16 protein-coding genes are annotated in these 18,592 nt (G+C 37.3%); 7 read left to right on the top strand and 9 right to left on the bottom strand.

What is annotated here, in order from left to right:
* Nucleotides 1-609: 609 nt before the first annotated feature.
* Together H4J59_RS08320 and trmA are read left to right on the top strand one after the other, a co-directional pair.
* A complete protein-coding gene (locus H4J59_RS08320) occupies nt 610-1,056 on the top strand; it encodes an RNA-binding protein (RefSeq protein WP_182238461.1) in 447 nt (148 codons plus the stop codon).
* Between the two features lie 404 nt (nt 1,057-1,460).
* Nucleotides 1,461-2,555, top strand: a complete 1,095-nt coding sequence (gene trmA, locus H4J59_RS08315) for a tRNA (uridine(54)-C5)-methyltransferase TrmA (RefSeq protein WP_182238459.1) — start codon at nt 1,461-1,463, stop codon at nt 2,553-2,555.
* On the opposite strand, the gene fabR is transcribed toward trmA, so the two are convergent.
* The gene (gene fabR, locus H4J59_RS08310; protein WP_182137408.1) at nt 2,536-3,192 is read right to left on the bottom strand and encodes an HTH-type transcriptional repressor FabR; all 657 of its coding nucleotides are present in this window, start codon (nt 3,190-3,192) and stop codon (nt 2,536-2,538) included. The genes trmA and fabR overlap by 20 nt on opposite strands.
* 230 nt (nt 3,193-3,422) lie before the next feature.
* On the opposite strand from fabR, the gene H4J59_RS08305 reads away from it, so the two are divergent.
* From H4J59_RS08305 to H4J59_RS08295, 3 genes are all read left to right on the top strand, one after another.
* Complete coding sequence (locus H4J59_RS08305; protein WP_182238457.1) at nt 3,423-4,541, top strand: fatty acid desaturase; 1,119 nt, start codon at nt 3,423-3,425, stop codon at nt 4,539-4,541.
* A gap of 69 nt (nt 4,542-4,610) precedes the next feature.
* Nucleotides 4,611-6,053: a Si-specific NAD(P)(+) transhydrogenase gene (gene sthA, locus H4J59_RS08300; RefSeq protein WP_182238455.1), complete on the top strand. Its 1,443-nt coding sequence runs from the start codon at nt 4,611-4,613 to the stop codon at nt 6,051-6,053.
* A 74-nt stretch (nt 6,054-6,127) separates the two neighbouring features.
* A complete protein-coding gene (locus H4J59_RS08295; RefSeq protein WP_182238453.1) occupies nt 6,128-6,619 on the top strand; it encodes a histidine phosphatase family protein in 492 nt (163 codons plus the stop codon).
* A 57-nt stretch (nt 6,620-6,676) separates the two neighbouring features.
* On the opposite strand, the gene H4J59_RS08290 is transcribed toward H4J59_RS08295, so the two are convergent.
* The 6 genes from H4J59_RS08290 to H4J59_RS08265 form a co-directional block, all read right to left on the bottom strand.
* Nucleotides 6,677-7,171: a hypothetical protein gene (locus H4J59_RS08290; protein WP_182238451.1), complete on the bottom strand. Its 495-nt coding sequence runs from the start codon at nt 7,169-7,171 to the stop codon at nt 6,677-6,679.
* A gap of 232 nt (nt 7,172-7,403) precedes the next feature.
* Entirely contained in the window at nt 7,404-8,471 is a 1,068-nt protein-coding gene (hemE, locus tag H4J59_RS08285) for a uroporphyrinogen decarboxylase (RefSeq protein ID WP_182137412.1), read from the bottom strand.
* 681 nt (nt 8,472-9,152) lie between these two features.
* Nucleotides 9,153-10,895, bottom strand: coding sequence for a TniQ family protein (locus H4J59_RS08280; RefSeq protein WP_182238449.1), 1,743 nt, complete (start codon nt 10,893-10,895; stop codon nt 9,153-9,155).
* A complete protein-coding gene (locus tag H4J59_RS08275) occupies nt 10,888-11,874 on the bottom strand; it encodes a TniB family NTP-binding protein (protein WP_182238447.1) in 987 nt (328 codons plus the stop codon). Before H4J59_RS08275 ends, H4J59_RS08280 begins: the two co-directional genes overlap by 8 nt.
* A gap of 85 nt (nt 11,875-11,959) precedes the next feature.
* Entirely contained in the window at nt 11,960-13,945 is a 1,986-nt protein-coding gene (locus H4J59_RS08270) for a DDE-type integrase/transposase/recombinase (protein WP_182238445.1), read from the bottom strand.
* A 22-nt stretch (nt 13,946-13,967) separates the two neighbouring features.
* Entirely contained in the window at nt 13,968-14,642 is a 675-nt protein-coding gene (locus H4J59_RS08265) for a TnsA endonuclease N-terminal domain-containing protein (RefSeq protein ID WP_182238443.1), read from the bottom strand.
* 499 nt (nt 14,643-15,141) lie between these two features.
* Between H4J59_RS08265 and H4J59_RS08260 the strand changes: the two genes are divergently transcribed.
* Both H4J59_RS08260 and H4J59_RS08255 read left to right on the top strand, forming a co-directional pair.
* Nucleotides 15,142-15,939, top strand: coding sequence for a hypothetical protein (locus H4J59_RS08260; RefSeq protein WP_182238441.1), 798 nt, complete (start codon nt 15,142-15,144; stop codon nt 15,937-15,939).
* A 278-nt stretch (nt 15,940-16,217) separates the two neighbouring features.
* The gene (locus H4J59_RS08255; protein ID WP_182238439.1) at nt 16,218-16,991 is read left to right on the top strand and encodes an endonuclease; all 774 of its coding nucleotides are present in this window, start codon (nt 16,218-16,220) and stop codon (nt 16,989-16,991) included.
* Between the two features lie 102 nt (nt 16,992-17,093).
* Here H4J59_RS08255 and H4J59_RS08250 read toward each other — a convergent pair whose 3' ends face one another.
* Together H4J59_RS08250 and H4J59_RS08245 are read right to left on the bottom strand one after the other, a co-directional pair.
* Nucleotides 17,094-17,870 carry a hypothetical protein gene (locus tag H4J59_RS08250; RefSeq protein ID WP_182238437.1) on the bottom strand — a complete coding sequence of 259 codons (777 nt, stop codon included), beginning with the start codon at nt 17,868-17,870 and terminating at the stop codon, nt 17,094-17,096.
* Between the two features lie 387 nt (nt 17,871-18,257).
* Nucleotides 18,258-18,410, bottom strand: coding sequence for a hypothetical protein (locus tag H4J59_RS08245; RefSeq protein ID WP_182238435.1), 153 nt, complete (start codon nt 18,408-18,410; stop codon nt 18,258-18,260).
* Nucleotides 18,411-18,592: the final 182 nt, after the last annotated feature.

Below are 18,592 nucleotides of genomic sequence, written 5' to 3'. Positions count from 1 at the left end.
CTGCAGGCCTTGCCTGAAGCGAGATGCGCATTCTACGCACCTGGGTTTTAATGTCAACGTTTTATTTGGTTTTTTTAAACTTTCTTTTCAGAAGATTCAAACTCACTTTTAAAACGTTAAGTTAATTTAATCAGCTTAGACTGATTTAGATAACTCATTGAAACCGTTCGTTTGGGTTACCCCTTGGAACTGGAGCGCATTTTAGAGATTTCTGGCTTCACGTCAACCCTTAATATCAATTAAATTGCGATTAAATGACTGTTTGCTTTTTAATTGCACAGCTGGTGCTTTTATTGACCTAAGAGCGTTCAAATAGCATTCGAGCAGTATAAAGTCATATGAAAACCTGGTGCTTTTAATTGCTTAATCGCAAGGTTTATAACTTCTTCTCTATATAAGAAGACTACGATAGCCATAATAGACAAAATTATTAACTAAAGCGCTATTCTATAGTGGTTACTAAGTAGCAAATCTTACTGTTAATAGTATTAATAGATACTTGCCTGATTAAATTGCATGAAAATCACACTTATTCTTGCACATTACCAAAAGGTGGGTAACATAGAATTGCAAGTTAAGTTTTTATAAAATAATAATTAGGTATCCATTATGAAGTCTCCTCAAGCATTAACGCTAATTGTTGCGTTAGTATTTTCTGTTGCTATATATTTTTTAGCTAACAGTAGTGTATTCGAATTAACAAGTATGAGTGTTGCCGTTGTTGCTTTTCTTTGTGCATTTATCGCGCCCTTAATTGGAAAAGCCGAAACAAATGTACAAGAAGCAGATACAAGCATCAGCACACTCTATGTTGGCAATTTACCGTATAGAGCTAACGAAGCCGCAGTAAGAGAGTTGTTTTCTGAGTATGGTCAAGTTCAATCAGTAAGATTGATGAAAGATAAACATACTGGAAAAAGACGCGGATTTGGTTTTGTTGAAATATCAGCCGCCGATGCAGAGCAAGCGGTTTTGTCATTGAATGATAGTGAATTTCAACAAAGAACATTAAAAGTTCGTGAAGCCAAAGAACGACCAGAGCAAATTGTTGAATAAAACCTCAGCATAATGTTGATTTTAAAACCGACCAATTAAGTAGTAAGAGTATAAAATTTACAGACGTAGTTTAACTCTCTTATTCACTAGTCATATTAAAGCCTGTAAATGATAAGTTTACAGGCTTTTTGTTTTACTACTATATAGGTAATCGGGGAGTTACTTTATGCGTTTGATAATATTAAACTCAAATGTTTTAATATTACTGACCACAAAGTCTATCAACGCTTATCTATAGTCTATAAAATAGCGGCTTTTATTAGCGGCTGTGATTAATAAGCCAGTGCTTCTAAGATACAGTCGTTGTTTAATAAATAATGTCTTTAATAAACAAAAACAGGCCAATCGCTAAAGTCTCGACTTCATCATCAGTTAACGACCTCCACTTTCAACAAGGTATTTCAATGTTTAGTCATATCCATCCCGATAATTATCAACAGCAGCTTAACGAAAAGCAGCAAAATATTACAGAAAATTTTGCTCAGTTTGAATTACCAACATTTGAAATATTTACCTCGCCGAGCTTGAATTATCGCCAGCGTGCAGAGTTTAGAGTTTGGCATGACGGTGATGATCTGTATTACATTATGTTTAATAGTGAAACAAAAGAAAAATATCGGGTTGATGACTTTCCTGTTGCCAGTGTGCTTATAAATCAATTTATGTTGGCACTATTAGCGGATATAAAAACTAACGAAGTATTACGCCAACGTTTATTCCAAGTTGATTTTCTATCAACGGTTAGCGGCGAAGTATTGATTAGTTTGCTTTATCATAAACAGTTAGATGAACAATGGATTGAGCAAGCGCAGCAATTAAAAGTTCGACTATCGGCAATCGCTCCTGTTGATATTATTGGCCGAGCTCGCAAGCAAAAAGTGGTCTTAGACAAAGACTTTGTGATGGAAACATTAACATTGAATAACAAAGAGTTTCATTACCAGCAAGTTGAAAATAGCTTTACTCAACCTAATGCTAAGGTAAATGAAAAGATGTTGCTTTGGGCTCAACAAGCGACTAAAAATATTGGCGGTGATTTAATTGAGCTCTACTGCGGTAATGGTAACTTTAGCATTGCTTTGGCGGAAAACTTTGATCGGGTATTAGGCACTGAGATATCAAAAACGTCAGTTAAGTCTGCACAGATTAACATTGCGGCTAACAAACTCGACAATGTTGATATTGTGCGAATGGCGAGTGAGGACTTTAGTCAGGCGATGAATGGTGAACGGGTATTTCGGCGATTACAAGGCTTTGATCTGACCAGTTACAATTATCAAACTGTGCTTGTTGATCCTCCTCGAGCTGGGCTAGATCCTGATAGTGTTGAATTAGTGAGTCGCTTTGAGCGCATTATCTATATTTCATGCAATCCAGAGACACTCCGTGATAACTTAACTGAATTGGTTAAAACCCATAAAATTGAGCATTTTGCTCTATTTGACCAATTCCCTTATACCCACCATATAGAAACCGGTGTTATTTTGTCTCGTCTTTAGCGCTACTACTGCGCTGTTCGCTGCGGTTTTTATTACCTACGCCAATTTCAAATGCACCACGAGCAATAAACCTGAGCTGTTTAATTGTTCGTTGTGCTAATTCTGCTAAATCTTTTTTATCACAATCTAGTGCGTCAGAGCCGGCACTAAAAACAATGGTTACGGCAGCATTTGCTTGCAGATAGGCCACTTCAGCATCAAGTTTATTAGCCTGTTGTAAATAATCACACAACTCTAGCGTAAAATAACGAATTTCACGATTAACTGCAGCACGAAATGCTTTCGATGTGCCTGAACGCTCGCGTAGTAACAAGCGAAAAATATTGCCGTTACTTTCAATGAACTCCATAAAGGTACGCACAGAAATTTGGATCACCGACCCCCCTTTGTCAATACGCTGCCTTGCTTGACGCATTAATTGACGCAAGGTTAAACCCGCTTCATCCACTAAGGTTAAACCCAATTCGTCCATATCAGAAAAATGGCGATAAAATGAGGTTGGCGCTAAACCTGCCTCTTTTGCTACTTCACGTAAACTTAGGCTAGAAAAACTCCGCTCACTGCTGAGTTGCCCTAAAGCGGCATCGATGAGTTGTCGACGTGTTTTTTCTTTTTGTAATGCTCGAATACCGCTCATCGTCTTGCACCTAGTAATTATTTCAGCCTGTAACTAGTTTGATATGATACTGAAAATAGTTAATATTACTAGTCAATAGATGTTAACCACTCTGTGATATTCTGATTTTTATTCTGTATGTTAGCTAAAAAATTACCATCAACACTTGACTCAGCATCGAGTAAAGTTAAAGATAGCGTACATGTGTACACCGAAAAAATTTTCGGTGATTAATCTTAGATGGACAATTAATGAATAAACCACCTATTATTTGGTTAAATGTTTTTGTATTTAGCATTACCTTTTTATTTGCTGCCATTGCAGTACCTTACCGTGCATTCACTCATGGCTTTGATGCCACAGAAATCACCGCAGCAACGATTTGTTTTATCTATTGCGGCATGTCGATTACGGCCGGTTATCACCGACTTTGGTCCCATAGAACCTACCAAGCTCATTGGTCATTGAGAGTTATTTACGCGCTAGGTGGCGCATTTGCTTTGCAAAATAGTGCCTTGCATTGGTGTTCTGATCATCGTATTCATCACAAGCATGTTGATAAAAATAATATTGACCCTTATTCCGCAAAGTTGGGCTTTTGGCATTCACACATCGGCTGGATGCTAAGAGATCATCAACCTGAGCACTACGATGACTATAACAACGTGCGCGATTTACAAAAAGATGCAGTGGTTGTTTGGCAACATAAACACTATTTACTCCTGACTATATTAATGAACTTCGGTGTCCCTATTTTATTTGGTTTATGGCATGGTGATATAATTAATAGTTTACTATTGCTTGGGTTTTTACGTTTAGTGTTAAGTCACCACACGACCTTTTTCATTAATTCATTAGCGCACATCTGGGGTAAGCAAACCTATACTGAAAAAAATACCGCTCGTGATAATGGTTTTCTAGCCTTTTTTACTTTTGGTGAAGGCTACCATAACTACCATCATATCTTCGAAAACGACTATCGTAATGGCATTCGTTGGTGGCAGTTTGATCCAACAAAATGGTTAATTAAAGGCTGCGCTCACTTAAAACTAACGTCAAAGTTACGTGTGACACCTGAAGATAAAATTGAAAAGGCACGTTTATCGATGGTTTTATTACGTAGCCAGCAAAAGATAGCGGCCCACCCTGACGCAGAGCAGATGCTAGAAAGATTGCAACATGAGTACGATGAGCTTATTCATAAGATCAACGAATTTTATGCGGTACGTAAAGCGTTAGTTGCCAGTAAACGTGACCAATTACTGGCTGATGTTGAAAATTCAGAGGTTATGGCGCAATACCAAGAAATTAAGCGAAGATTAGCTGAGCAACAGCAAAGTTGGCAAAATATGGTAGAAAAACTAGCATAAAAACAGTTACCTTAGATTTAATTCCTGCTAATATTTTTCTCCTTAAAGCAGGAATTAAAGGGTTAACCGTTGACTAAACAAACACAGGCCAAAAATAAAAAAGTAAAAAGCGCTGCTAAAAGCTATGATTTTGACGCCATCATTATAGGTACAGGGCCTGGTGGCGAAGGCGCCGCCATGAACTTAGCCAAGCGTGATAAGCGTGTTGCCATTATTGAGCGCTATCATAATGTGGGTGGCGGATGCACTCATTGGGGCACTATTCCATCAAAAGCGTTACGTCAATCGGTTAGCCGACTCATTGAATATAACTCTAATCCGCTATTTAATGCCGGACAAAATGCCAAGCAATTAACCTTCCAAGATATCTTAAGTCACGCATCTGCCGTTATTAGTAAACAAGTCAATTTGCGCAGCGGCTTTTATAACCGTAACCAAGTTGAACATTTTTACGGTGAAGCATCATTTATTGATGCAAACACCATCCAGGTATTACGTATTGATGGCTCAATCGATATTATCACAGCCAAACAAATAGTGATTGCCACCGGCTCTCGTCCTTATCATCCTGATGATGTAGATTTTTCGCATCCTAGAGTTTATGACTCAGACAGTATTTTATCGCTTGAACATTCGCCACGCCAAATAATTATCTATGGTGCGGGTGTGATAGGTAGCGAGTACGCCTGTATTTTTCGCGGTTTAGGCGTCAAAGTGGACCTAATCAATACCCGTGATCGTCTATTGTCATTCTTAGACGCCGAAATGTCAGACTCATTAAGCTATCACTTATGGAATAACGGCGTTGTTATTCGCCACGGCGAACAAATTGAACGTGTTGAGACCAGTAAAGATTCAGTTATTGTCCATTTAGAGTCGGGAAAAAAGATGCGCGCCGACTGCTTATTATTTGCCAATGGTCGCACAGGTAACACCGCCGATTTAAAACTTGAGAATGCCGGTTTAAAAGCTGATGGCCGTGGGCAACTGAAAGTCAGCGATACTTATCAAACCAACGTGGAAGGTATTTTTGCAGTGGGTGATGTTATTGGCTATCCGAGTTTGGCCAGTGCAGCCTTTGATCAAGGGAGAATTTGCGCCAGCGCAATGCTGGATGGCAATAGTAAAGCAAAACTTACTGTTGATATTCCTACCGGTATTTATACCATTCCAGAGATTAGCTCTGTCGGTAAAACTGAGCAAGAGCTAACCGCAGCAAAAATTCCATATGAAGTGGGCCGCGCGCAATTTAAACATTTAGCCAGGGCACAAATATCTAATAACCTAGTCGGCTCGTTAAAAATTCTTTTTCACCGGGAAACCAAAGAGATTTTAGGTATTCATTGTTTTGGTGAGAATGCCGCAGAAATCATACATATTGGCCAAGCCATCATGCAACAAACTAATGGTGGCAATACCATTGAATATTTTGTTGAAACTACCTTTAACTATCCCACCATGGCAGAAGCCTTTAGGGTAGCGGCATTAAATGGTCTAAATCGACTTTTTTAAACACAAACCAAGGGCAAGGCTTCTATCGCCTTGCCCTTGAACCCTACTTTTTATGGACATTAAAGTGAAAAATTATGAAATATCCGTTACTGGTTGCGCTGTATTTTTTTGTCTTACCCACGCTTGCTGAAAATAGCTTTAGTATTTATTTAATTCGACATGCAGAAAAACAAGCCGTGCAGGATGATCCTAAGTTAACCCCTTGTGGTCAATTAAGAGCAGAGCAAATTGCGACTATGCTTGAGCACACACAAATCAAACATGTATATAGCACAGCCTACCGACGCACCATGGCAACAGCGGCACCCTTTGCTAAACAACAACAGCTGGCCATACAAGAATATTTGCCAAAAAAACTGAGCCAGTTTGCACAGAAGTTACTTAAACAAAAAGAAAATGTATTAGTGGTAGGTCACAGTAACACCACGCCACAATTATCGGCATTGCTCAGTGCATTTGATGTAGAAGATCTTACCGAACAGCAATATCGTAACCTATATCAAATACAAGTCAGTGACCAAGGTAAAACCTTAACGTTATTTACTCAGCCACTTATTTGCCAATAACTTACCGATAAGCGGCAAATAACTAGTCACTTGCCTGTTACTGCTGCTTGATCAAGATTACATGTCGGCGTCATTGACTTTATTGCCTGGTTTTATCAGCTCAATATCGGTAATCGTAAAAGGTGTACCCCATTGTTGAATGGTCATAATATCCTTTACTTTGCCTTTGACTCGAACAATAGCCCCATTTTGCGCAAACTCTTTTGCCATATTCATTGGCAATAATTTTTTGCCTGAATCGGTAATAATGCCGTAAAAGCCACCTTCAAAGTTTAAAAACTGCACACGACCACGTTGCCAGCCATTAAATCCATCTTTCAATTTCTCCGTTGTGTTTTCCATCTTATGACCTGTTAATGCTTTATGAGTATTTACCTGAGTATCAACAAGTGTAGTCTCTGCCTGCTGGGTATTATTTTCCTGGCCAGTTTGCGCTATCGTCTCATTAGCTTTATCTGTTTTAGCGTCATCCTTGTCGGTTGAGCTACTACCGCAAGCACTAAGTAACAAGGTTATTGCCAACAGAGATAAAAAGTTTTTATTTTTGATCATTGTCATGTCCATTTAGAATCAATTTACTACTTCAGCATACCTTAATCTAAAAGTAATAACCAAAGCCTAAATATATAAAAAATCAGTTTTAAAGCCTATTTAGCAACTGATTAGAAACTGTCTAGCTGAATTTTACAGGTAAGTCATTGATTATAATTTCAAGGCAAAAAAAAGGAGCCTCAGGCTCCTTTAAATACAATAAACTAAACTACTTTAGGCTAATAAATACAGCTTATCGATGATATGGCTTACTCAAACGATGAACCGACTCAATAAAGTGGCCCGCATGATCTGGGTTTACATCTGGATGTATACCGTGACCTAAATTAAACACATGCCCAGTACCACCCTCGCCAAAACCTGCTAATATTTTTGACACTTCTTGCTCAATTCTCGGTAATGGCGCGTATAACATTGATGGGTCCATATTACCTTGCAGTGCCACTTTATCACCAACACGCGCTTTGGCATTTTCAATATCAATGGTCCAATCAAGACCAACCGCATCACAACCTGTTGCAACGATATCTTCTAACCACATACCACCATTTTTAGTAAATAATGTCACCGGCACCTGGCGGCCATCGTTATGACGAGTTAAACCATCAACAATTTTCGCCATATATTGCAATGAAAATTCTTTATAGTCTCGAGGTGATAAAACACCACCCCAAGTGTCAAATACCATTACCGATTGCACACCTGCAGCAATTTGGGCATTTAAATATAAAATAACTGAGTCAGCTAATTTATCTAATAATAAGTGTAATGTTTTTGGCTCTGAGAACATCATCTTTTTGATTTTAGTGAAAGCCTTTGAACTACTACCTTCAATCATATAAGTGGCAAGGGTCCAAGGGCTACCAGAAAATCCAATCAAGGGTACATCACCGTTCAGCGTTTTTTTAATCGTGCGTACTGCATTCATAACATATTGCAATTCGCCTTCAGGGTCTGGAATACCAATCTTATCTACATCGGCTTTACAGGTAATTGGCCGTTCAAATTTAGGTCCTTCGCCTGTTTCAAAATACAGACCTAAACCCATAGCATCTGGAATAGTGAGAATATCACTAAATAAAATCGCCGCATCAAGAGGAAAACGACGTAAGGGTTGAATGGTCACTTCACAAGCTAAATCAGCATCACGGCAAACCGACATAAAATCGCCAGCACCTTTGCGCACTTCACGATACTCAGGTAAATAACGTCCAGCTTGACGCATCATCCAAACAGGTGTGTAATCAACAGGTTGGCGCAATAGCGCACGTAAATACGTATCATTTTTTAATTCAGTCATGAAAATTTATCTCCGCTATTTGTATGCGCGCATTCTAACACTTCAAATTTTATTGATCTATGTCCAAATCAAATCTATGTACGCTTACCGCATTGATAAAAAATTTGCCTTATTTTTGCCATAGGACAAAATACTGCCGCAACGTTTAATTAGCACACCATAGCTAAAGCCAGATACCAGCACATATCATTAACTCAATAAGTTTCCGTTTTAGTGGCGTCATCATTTTTAGTAAAAATAATTACACTAATATAAAAAATTTATTTTTTATATTTTGCAGTAAAAGCCATAAAACAGTGAGAATATATTTACAAACCCCCTAAGTGGTTGACCAGGATGAGTATTTTTAGTCACCTTTTTTCATTTGGCCATACTCACGTTACAACTTGATCGGTAACACTTTTTTACATTTTTTTACGCATCTTTAAAAAGGAAAATTTATCTTTTAGCTTAATCAACACCTAGATAACTGTAGAGTTCAGTTTAAATTGAAATTGGGATAACCGTAATACGGGGGCTGTAGAGGTGCATTCCGGTTTAAGCTATATTGAAATTCCGCTATAAAATAGAATTATCTGATATTTTCCGCTCTATTGTGAAAGTTTCACGCAAAGAAAAAACACTTAAGCATATGTAATAAATAGATTATAACATGGGTGATTAAAAAAAGGGGCGAGTTATTTAGTAGAAGATGATGAAGTCAGTTGGTAATATTGTTCGTTTATATTTCAAACACAAAAAAAGGGCTGAAGCCCCTTTGTAATATCCGCACTCATATAAAAATTGCCGTAGCATTTTTTCAAGATTTTCCGTTTTATCATAAAGATAAATATCTTCTCTCCAGAGAAGATCATCACTTGGGTTAATTCCATAATTTTTCAAATAACAGTGAACATCCTTTATTTTGACCTGATTTAACTTTGCCCATCGATTTAATAAAATATTATTTTCAAATAGCCCTATTAAAGATTTGCTCTCAAACACCTGTTTTCTGCTGCCAAGTGATAAGCCCGATAACGATAAATGCTTAATAAATACGGCTAACTCTCCATCGGATAAATAGCAGAGCTTTTTTAAGTCATTTTTTGTCAGCAAATCATTAAGTGATTGTGAAAAATTACTTTCAAAATACTCAATAACATCAGCACGATTAACACTAAAGTCACTTAACTGTATACGTTTGCTCTCGACGCTACGACTGATCTCAATATTCCCTTCTAAGATAAAGGTTAGCGTTTCACCAAAACCACAACTATTTAAATCACATAAATGACTCACACTGATTAAGTCGATTTTGTTTATATCTTCACAGTAAGGCTCTGTAGCTACAGAGTTTATAATGACCAAGAAGGTATCCACATCAGCTAAATCAAAATACCACTGATGTGCACCCGTATCTAATGGATGGAGTAAATTATGTTCAACTAAATTCATAACATCATCATCCTTAAGACTTAGAAGCTTGGCAGTTTGCTCCTTGGTAATTAATGTTGGCGCTACTCTTTCACTTATTCCAACCAATTTACTGGGGAGTGCTTGTGAATATTGCTTAACCGCCGGTAAATCAGCATATGAGACATTACTTTTAAAGCTGACTAATTCGTCAAATCTCATTAATGTCTCATCAAAATCTAACGAAACTTCAGTTATGTGAGGTGCAGCCTTTAACCAAACCGTCTTTCTTATAGCTCTAAACGCCTGCTGAAATGCATCACAAAATATGAGTGCAAAAGCCAACCTAAACACTTCCTCATAATTCACCCCCTCAGGAAGCCGCTTAAGCGGTTCAATATTAATATCAAAGGGTCTCATGATCATTAATGCGGCCTGATATAGCTGAGCTAAGTAAACATTTAACGATTGACCGGTAAGTGTCATCGCCATTTTTTGGTACTCTGGTATTGATGATACGTTTACTTTAATGTCTTCCCAGCGATAACCACAACTTGAGCAACCTTCAAAGACATCACTCACCCACTGAGATGAAAAATCAACGTTACAATTAGGGCAGCAATTTAATAAAGCCACATCATGTTTTTGGCAATGCGTATAGTGGGCATGGAGCCAATCATGATGAATGTAATTTTCAGCTTCATCTTTCACACAGGAAGGGCAAACTCTAGGGTGGTTAATGCGTATATCTTTAATACTACGATGACTATCAACAGCGATAAAATCAGGCAAACTAAAGCATGTAAATAGTTCATCCGCAGACACCTTCATTAATGCCGCTAATTTTGCTATCAATGTTTCAAAAGCCTTACTGTCGGTATCATATGACAGTCGATTATATGGAACGCCTATCATTTGGTGTAAATCTCTAATGGTTGGATTACCGTGAAAATAGGCTATACGGCTCACAAACCCTTTAGGTGATTCACCAAACTGTGCTATTGGTACTGTTTGAAAAAATAAATTAGACATATAATTTCTCCTTTACCATTGCTTTAAATAATTTTTTAATATGTTGCTCAAATGGATTTTTTACAGTCCTCTCACCTAATTCAAACTCCCATGCTTCCGCTAGTTGTTCTTTGTTGATACCTTTTGTTGAAGGTACTTCCATTGCTGCAACTAATAACCGGCGAATAAGCTTAGGGTTTCCTTTTGTTGCCATGCAGAATCTGAATAAATTGTCATAGTCTTGTTTATGAGTATCATAATTAACATACCCTCCACCTTCTTCATCAAACGAGTTAAATACACACGCTAGATAAGGAATAGGTACGGGGAGTTCTTCAAGGATATCCAGCAAATACTCAATGAACTCAATCGTATTATCTTCACCACAGCAATCATAATTATTCAGATAAACATTAGCCTTACAACGGCTGTTAAGCTCATCATCAGCCAAACGAAGGTTTTCTGCATCACTCACCCCCAATAGCACAAAAGCTGTATTTGCTTGATTTAAGAAGGTCTTCAGAAAAGAGAGCGCCCCCTCAGAATTTTTCTTTGTTTGGCGTTTATCAATGTTGTGAATTTCATCCATAAAAATCACTTCAACTTCTCGATATTTTAGCAATTTGATGGCTCGGTCTTTTTTCTCACCGAGTGTCGATCGGCGGTAAGGATTAATGTCACCCAGCTTTTCTAGAATTGCCGATAACAAACTGTCTAACCCTCGCTCAAATCCAACTTCAACACATATAGCTCGAAGTATATTTCTTGTGATACCATTTTTAGTCTCACATATTTCAAGTTCCCCCATTCGTTGAAGGTAATGCTCAACTAAACGACTTTTTCCTACACCTGTGTCGCCAATGATAAATAGTGCACAATCATTGTTATGGCGATGTGTGATGACACGGTCAATTGCTTTGATAGCTTTCTCATGTTGGTCTAACTCGGTATAAACCGAAGTAAATTCATTGATTTTTGTTGTTAACGTAGCAGCATTCATAATAAACCCTTTTAATATTGTAAAATTAGTGAGAGAACAACCTCTCCTATAAATAGCCCCGAAGAAGCTTCCTGAAACGGACAGGTTATTTCTTCCCTGACTTTCTTTGACGTTTTGTTTGTCCTGAATTTTTAGTCGGGTCAACTGGTTTAGCTTGTTGACTAGGCTCAACATAGGCACCGGTTGTAGCACCACCTTGGGCCAAAACATTATCTAAATCATCAGGCGTTAAAGGTTCTGCATTTGGCGCTACTTGGGCGCTACTTCGCTTTTCGGCACGTTTGATTGAACGCTTATTATTGTCAGAGAGCTTTTTCTGTTTTTTAGCGTTTTCAATGACTGCAAGTTGCGCAGCATTATTTGAAAGGGATTTGCGTATTTTAACTGGCGGTTTATCTCCTTGGAGAGCTTTATATTCAGCCAATGAGATTTCTGTTTTAACCTTCCTATTCCCAACAACAATAGTTTCAAGTGTTACTGGGTCTATCAACGAAACAGTAGAAATATCTTGATTACGAAACAAGACTTTCACTGTGATAGATTTACGTATCGTTTTAGATCTGCGTAAAAATAATTCTCTAGAAGCCCCATTTGAAAACTCAAACCCTTTCAGACATATAATGCCATTTGCACCCATTTGACGTGTATATGGCTTACCAAAGTCATATTTAAGCGACCCAATGTCAGCAGGAATGTCATACATACCGTTAGCATTATTACTTGAAGCAACCTCTAATGGCGTTCGACCTTGTAGACCACAATGTGGGTTGGTATGGTAGGTATCTAAGATATGGCGTTCGAGTAACTCGGTCACATCACTTTTCGTTAATGTTGCTACTTCACCCACTATGTTTTTCCCGCTAGACCTATCTGATGAATTTCCTAGGTAACCCGGTAAATGTTTTGCAAATTGTCCTCTCAATGTGCGAAAGAAACGTTCAACAAATGGCTTTTTCCAAGGTGAAGCACTTTGAGTTACAACCAAGGTCCCCCCTAACGCAGAAACATATGAAGAAATTGCTTCATTATTAAATGCGGTGCCTGCATCACAAACAAAATCAACAGCTGCGCCCGATAGCGGCCAAGGGTTGATAGCATATTTTGAGACTGTACCTTTGAGCATCACATGATTTAGCATCTTAATAACACCAGATGAATCTTCACCTTTTGAACAACACAGCTCATCATCGCCCACTACCGCCATGTAATAACCTGCAATTGCACGGCTATAAACATCTATAGCAACATAAAGAATAATTTTACCAATGTATTTAGTTCTGTCATCAGAAAGTAAAGGTACATTAAGATGAACAGCGTCTAGCTCATATCGTTGTTTTACATGATCGGCCATAAACACATCATCATGGCTACGAGCGAAACGTCGAGCGGCTTCCTCCCCCTCACGAGCACGTAAAGTTTCTAATGTATCTAGATTCTCGATTCTTGTATAAAACTGCGTTTTTTTAATCAGTTTTATTTCTTTTTGTTTTGCTTTGGGTAAGTCGGCGTATCGTTCATTGTAAGCAGATAATGTTTCTCCTCTCGATGGACCATTAAGCTGCATGTATACATCCCAAATAACATCAAAGAAAAAGTTTTCAGATGCTTCATTTAAACTGGATTTGCGTTGACGGGCTGGCTTAACGACCATGGACTGAATATGTCCTCCATAAGCCTTATACTTTTGGTGCATACGATATAAACCAGAAATGCTAATGGCTTTATCTAATTTAAGTAACACTTGAGCTTTTAGAGATACCCGTTCATGAGTACTCTCAGATGTGGGATCAGCTTCTAACTGCAACAACCCCATATGAGCTTTAATATATTCATATTCAGCAAATTGCTCAGATGTATGGATCGCATCATAAACAATCGCTTTCTCTGGCTCTAATATCTGCAAGTTCCCCCCCGATATTGCTTCAACCACTTGTCGAGTCTTAAAAAGCTCAGGCTCTCCATCAAGCATCAGAACCACATAATCAGCATGTACGGCTGAAATATGTCCCCCTTGACTTCCCCAAGTAATATTTGTATTTTCACGTAAAAATCCAGCTCTAAATGTATTCATAATAATTTCCTTTTTCAGCTAATTAAGCTGCAATTAATAAAGTGTTAGGGTTAACTATCTCAGTCATATCAAACGTAAATTCCTGCTTAGCAAGTAGCGTCATGACATAACTGACAGGCTGTTTATACACGTCGGCTATTGCCGTAAGCTCGGCAAAGCTACAACCGCCCTTGCCGACTTTGGATTTGATTAAGGCGGTAACCGTTTCATCTAGAAACAAGCGCTGAAAGCGATTGAGTAACTGTAAATTTGCAAAAGTTCGCTTTGGTTGATGCTCTGCTCGATTAAAAATCTCAATGGGATAGCCAATAATATCCTCAAAAATTGGCGTGACTTCCTTATGCTTTTTTAGGGTTTTTGAACTGCTAGCACCTCGTTCATCTTTGAGTTCGATAAACTTATAAGTTCTGCCTACATACCTCACTAACAAATCAGGTGTGTAGCGGACAACACGACCATTTGGGTTTTCGTAATTAAAACTAAATGGTTGAGATATATAACACTCGACATTGGGGTCAAACTCGAAGCTTTCCGCAGCCCATTTTTCATCAATACTTTCAAACATATTACTGGTTTTACTTGTAAATGACTTTGCAATAACCATTGGCCGTCCATGGCTTGTGCTTTTAAGATTGCGAACTAATTTTGTTTTGAGCGTTTTTTCTAACGACGCTGGCAATTCAATACGTTTACTCATCTTATTTCACTAATTAAATTTATGTTAATCTTTTATATCGTACTTAAAACGAACTTTGTCAAACCTTTACAAAACGCAATTAATATAATGTTTATAAAGGACTTTTAACCAAAATTTCTCCATAAATCTTTTGGCTTCAAAAGGTTAAAGTCACTATTTCAATCACTTCATTTATAAAAATTATATTAATGACCAAAATAAGTACTTAAGTTATAGATAAATTATCTTTTGCTTTTAAAAAACAACTGATAGTTCTTATTGTTATAAGGAGGTGTTTAAGGCTTATTTCTCCTCCCATACCAACTACCTCTAAAGTTTCATCAAGAGAGGACAAGTTTTTTAAAAATATTTATTTATTAAAATAAATGACTGAATACCTCTCTCTATACCAACTACCTCTAGAGTTATTTATTAAAAGGACAAAATAATTATTTATTTTCACCCTTAAAAAGATAAGATGTATTTAATCAATAAGTTATAAAGAATAGAGATATAGTGGATGTCAAAATCATTAGAGTTAGTTAACTTTGAAAAAGTTGTAGCAAAAGAAAGCCAAGCACTTTTACCCTTAGCGCAGGGAATGGCCTTTAAATATTTAGGTGCTTTACAAAATGGCTCGAATGAAAACATTCAAATTGGCGAGGATTTTCTGTTCAATGCTGTCACTCAGTTATTGACGTACGCCAATAACGACAATTCTGTTGAAAAACAAAATAAAATTGAAGAAGCTACACGAGTTTTTTCAGCACGAGAAGATAAAGCCGAGTCCGACTCTCTAGAAAAAGTCATCACAAAGCTTAAATTACGCAAAACGCCTCAAGAGCTTTTTGATATCCTAAGAAATGATCCAAAATTTGTCGCAAAGTCATTAACCATTAGTGTTAAGAATCAATGTATAGATAGAGTAATAAGATGGTCCGGTGATAAGGATGCCAATAAAAAAGCTTTTGATGAGTCTCGTGCTTATGAGCGTAATTTAAACCCAGCGGTAAGAGCAAGAGCATATGAACCACAGCATAATGATGACTCAGATAAAAATGAAGGAAACTGGTTAGAGCAATTACTTACCCACGAAGACGAAATAGAGACTATTTTTGCTGATAGACTTGAAGATCACATGCTTGAAAAAGGTATTGATCTTGAAGAGATTGAACTCATAAAGTTAAAGTTATCGGGTTATAGTTACAGTGAAATTGCTGAAAAAGTAGGGAACGAAGAAACAGGTGATAAATATAGAAAAATAATAACTCGTGCTCTCGCTAAGATAGGCTTAAAGTTAAAAGATATTCCTAAGTGATGCAAAAGTAAAACGTGTTGAGCTTGTAATAAATGACTGTGTAGTGGCCTGATTAATTTAGCCACTACATACTGTCATCATTACAGTTATTGAGTTCAATAATATTAGACGATAACTAATTAACGCGCCAATCACAGCGATGATTTTATATTCTCCTTACTGTTTACTACTATATTTGTAATCAAGCAGATGCAGTAAACTTATTGAGTCGGTTAAATCATTAATACTAAAAAGGAGTTACAACTTAAGTGGTAAAATTTTTATTCAAGGTGATTTAAATGTTTAGAATAGTTTTATTAATACTCTCTGTGGTGGCTTTTACCGCCCATGCTGACTACCCAACAAGTTTCTCTAATGCCAAGTCGAAAGCTGAGAAAAAAGTATATTTTGATAGAAATACAACGTTTTATTGTGGGTGTGATTATGTATTTGATGATATCGAAGATAGAGACGGTGACGGTAATAAACACGAAACAATGATTTACCCAGAAGCTTGTGGTTATGAGCCAAGAAATCCTATAACAAAAAGCGGCAAAGTTAATGCCCGAGTCAGTAGAATTGAGTGGGAACATGTAGTACCTGCCCATGTGGTTGGTGGACACCTAGAAGAATGGAAGAACAAAGAGAACTATCCTCAATGCCAAAAACCTAATGGTAAATATATTTCAGGTCGTGATTGTGCCTATAAACTTAACGCTGCATTTAAAAAAGCGCATGATGATATGCACAATCTAGTCCCTGCTGTTGGTGAATTAAATGGCGACCGCTCTAACTATGCCTTTGCTGTCATTCAAGGTGAACAGCGTAGTTACGGGCAATGTGATTTTGAAATCGATTTCGAAAAAGATATAGCAGAGCCACCTGATAGTGTAAAAGGTAACATCGCTCGTATTTATTTTTACATGATACAAGCCCATGGCGCTAAAATTCCATCAGAAGAGCTAACGATGTATCTTTATTGGGATAAGTTAGACCCAGTAGATGACTGGGAGTGTTTACGGAACAAGCGTATACATGAAGAACAGGGACAAGGTAACCATTTTGTAAGTTAGCTGTGCGCTATTAATGCTGATTAGCATACATTGCTAACTCAAAATACTACTCGATTCACTATTTTAAAGCGTCAGATCAAGTTTGACCTACTACAACTTACCTTAGGAAAATGAACAAATAAAATCGATATCCTTAACCTTTTCTGTCACTGAAAATTTATTATCGTTAGACTTAAAATACCCCTTTGTAGCAAGAATTTCTAACGTCTTTCTTTTTGGATAGAGTTGAATGTTTTTAACGTCAGTTACCCAATTCCTCGGAGGATAACCATCATTCCCACCAACGTAGCCTAATGTGAATGAAGATATACCAGCTATCATCACTTGCTTAAGCAACTTTAATTGCGGCAAAGAGATCCCAAGCTTTTTGGCCTCTGCTTTACTGCAAGTTTTAATCAATTCTCCATAGTGTAATTCTTGCAGTAACAGCACTACATCTTCATCTTCATCAAAACTATGTTCGACAGTAATGCCTTCATGTATTTCTGCATAAAGAACAAAATCTTTTTCCTCATCTAGCGTCATGGTTCTATTGAAACATATGGTGCTGCCATTTTCTTTTAGCCAATCATAAGCCTGCGAAAGCATATCCTCGGATATCCCGTTACACTCTTTCCAAACAAAGTAATAAGCAATTTGTTCTGGAAAGGAAACATGCCAAGTCTTATCTTCCTTACTCTGTAGAGACAATGGCTTGACCAATTGCGCATAACATACTGGAAACTTAGCATCTAAATCCTTAATAAAGCTTTCATATAATTTATCACTATTATAAGCATCAATAATTTCATCGATAGTAAATTTGTTGACACGTATTTTTATTGGATTAAACAAGTGTAATAAGGCTGAAGCTAAAAAAGGAGGGTGATCAAAATACATATTAGGCAACATTACTTTTATTATTAAAGATTCAATCCTACACTCAGCACCCAATCAAAAGCAATAATAAATTCAATTAGTTAGTAGGAAAAATAGATATTTAATATTATCACAGTTACGGCGTACTAATTAAAAACAACTGTTCTCCATCAATTTCAGAACAAAAATTCATAACTGTACTTCTTAATATGGCGTCGGGGTCGCGTTCTGTTTTTATAAGCAACGACCGCTTAGAGCTTCAAGTGGACGTTAGGAGTCACGGTGGTGTAACTTCCTCTATATGGCGCGCAGAAAGGGGATGCAGGCTAATACCACTGAACATTTATCTCTGATCTGACAAATCATCATAGTAATACAACAGCAATTATCCCATTCATGAAAAAGGGGTTAGAGTAAATGATTAAATAAATTTAATTCTACAGAAGAATTCCAATCATTAAGAAGTTCATTAAGTTCTTTTAATTCATTTCTAGTGGCTGATTCATTCATGGCTTTTTCTGCAAGGGTATTTAAGCGTTCAAATTCATCCATATTCATCATTAACATTCCATGTTGATTGATGAGATAGTTATAGTTTAAAAATACTGAAAGTCAAAAACTGCAGTAAACCAGTAATAGCCGAAAAAAGTCGTCGACTGTCTCCTGAAAGCTCAAAGCAGCCCTTCGGATTAGGTTTGGCCTGAATGGGATCAAGTTGCTCTGACCCCATTGATCACTGAAAT

This window comes from Colwellia sp. MB02u-10, from assembly GCF_014077185.1.
Lineage (GTDB): Bacteria > Pseudomonadota > Gammaproteobacteria > Enterobacterales > Alteromonadaceae > Cognaticolwellia.
The sequence above is the reverse complement of the archived record's forward strand: the minus strand, read 5'-3'. Positions and strand labels throughout refer to the sequence as shown.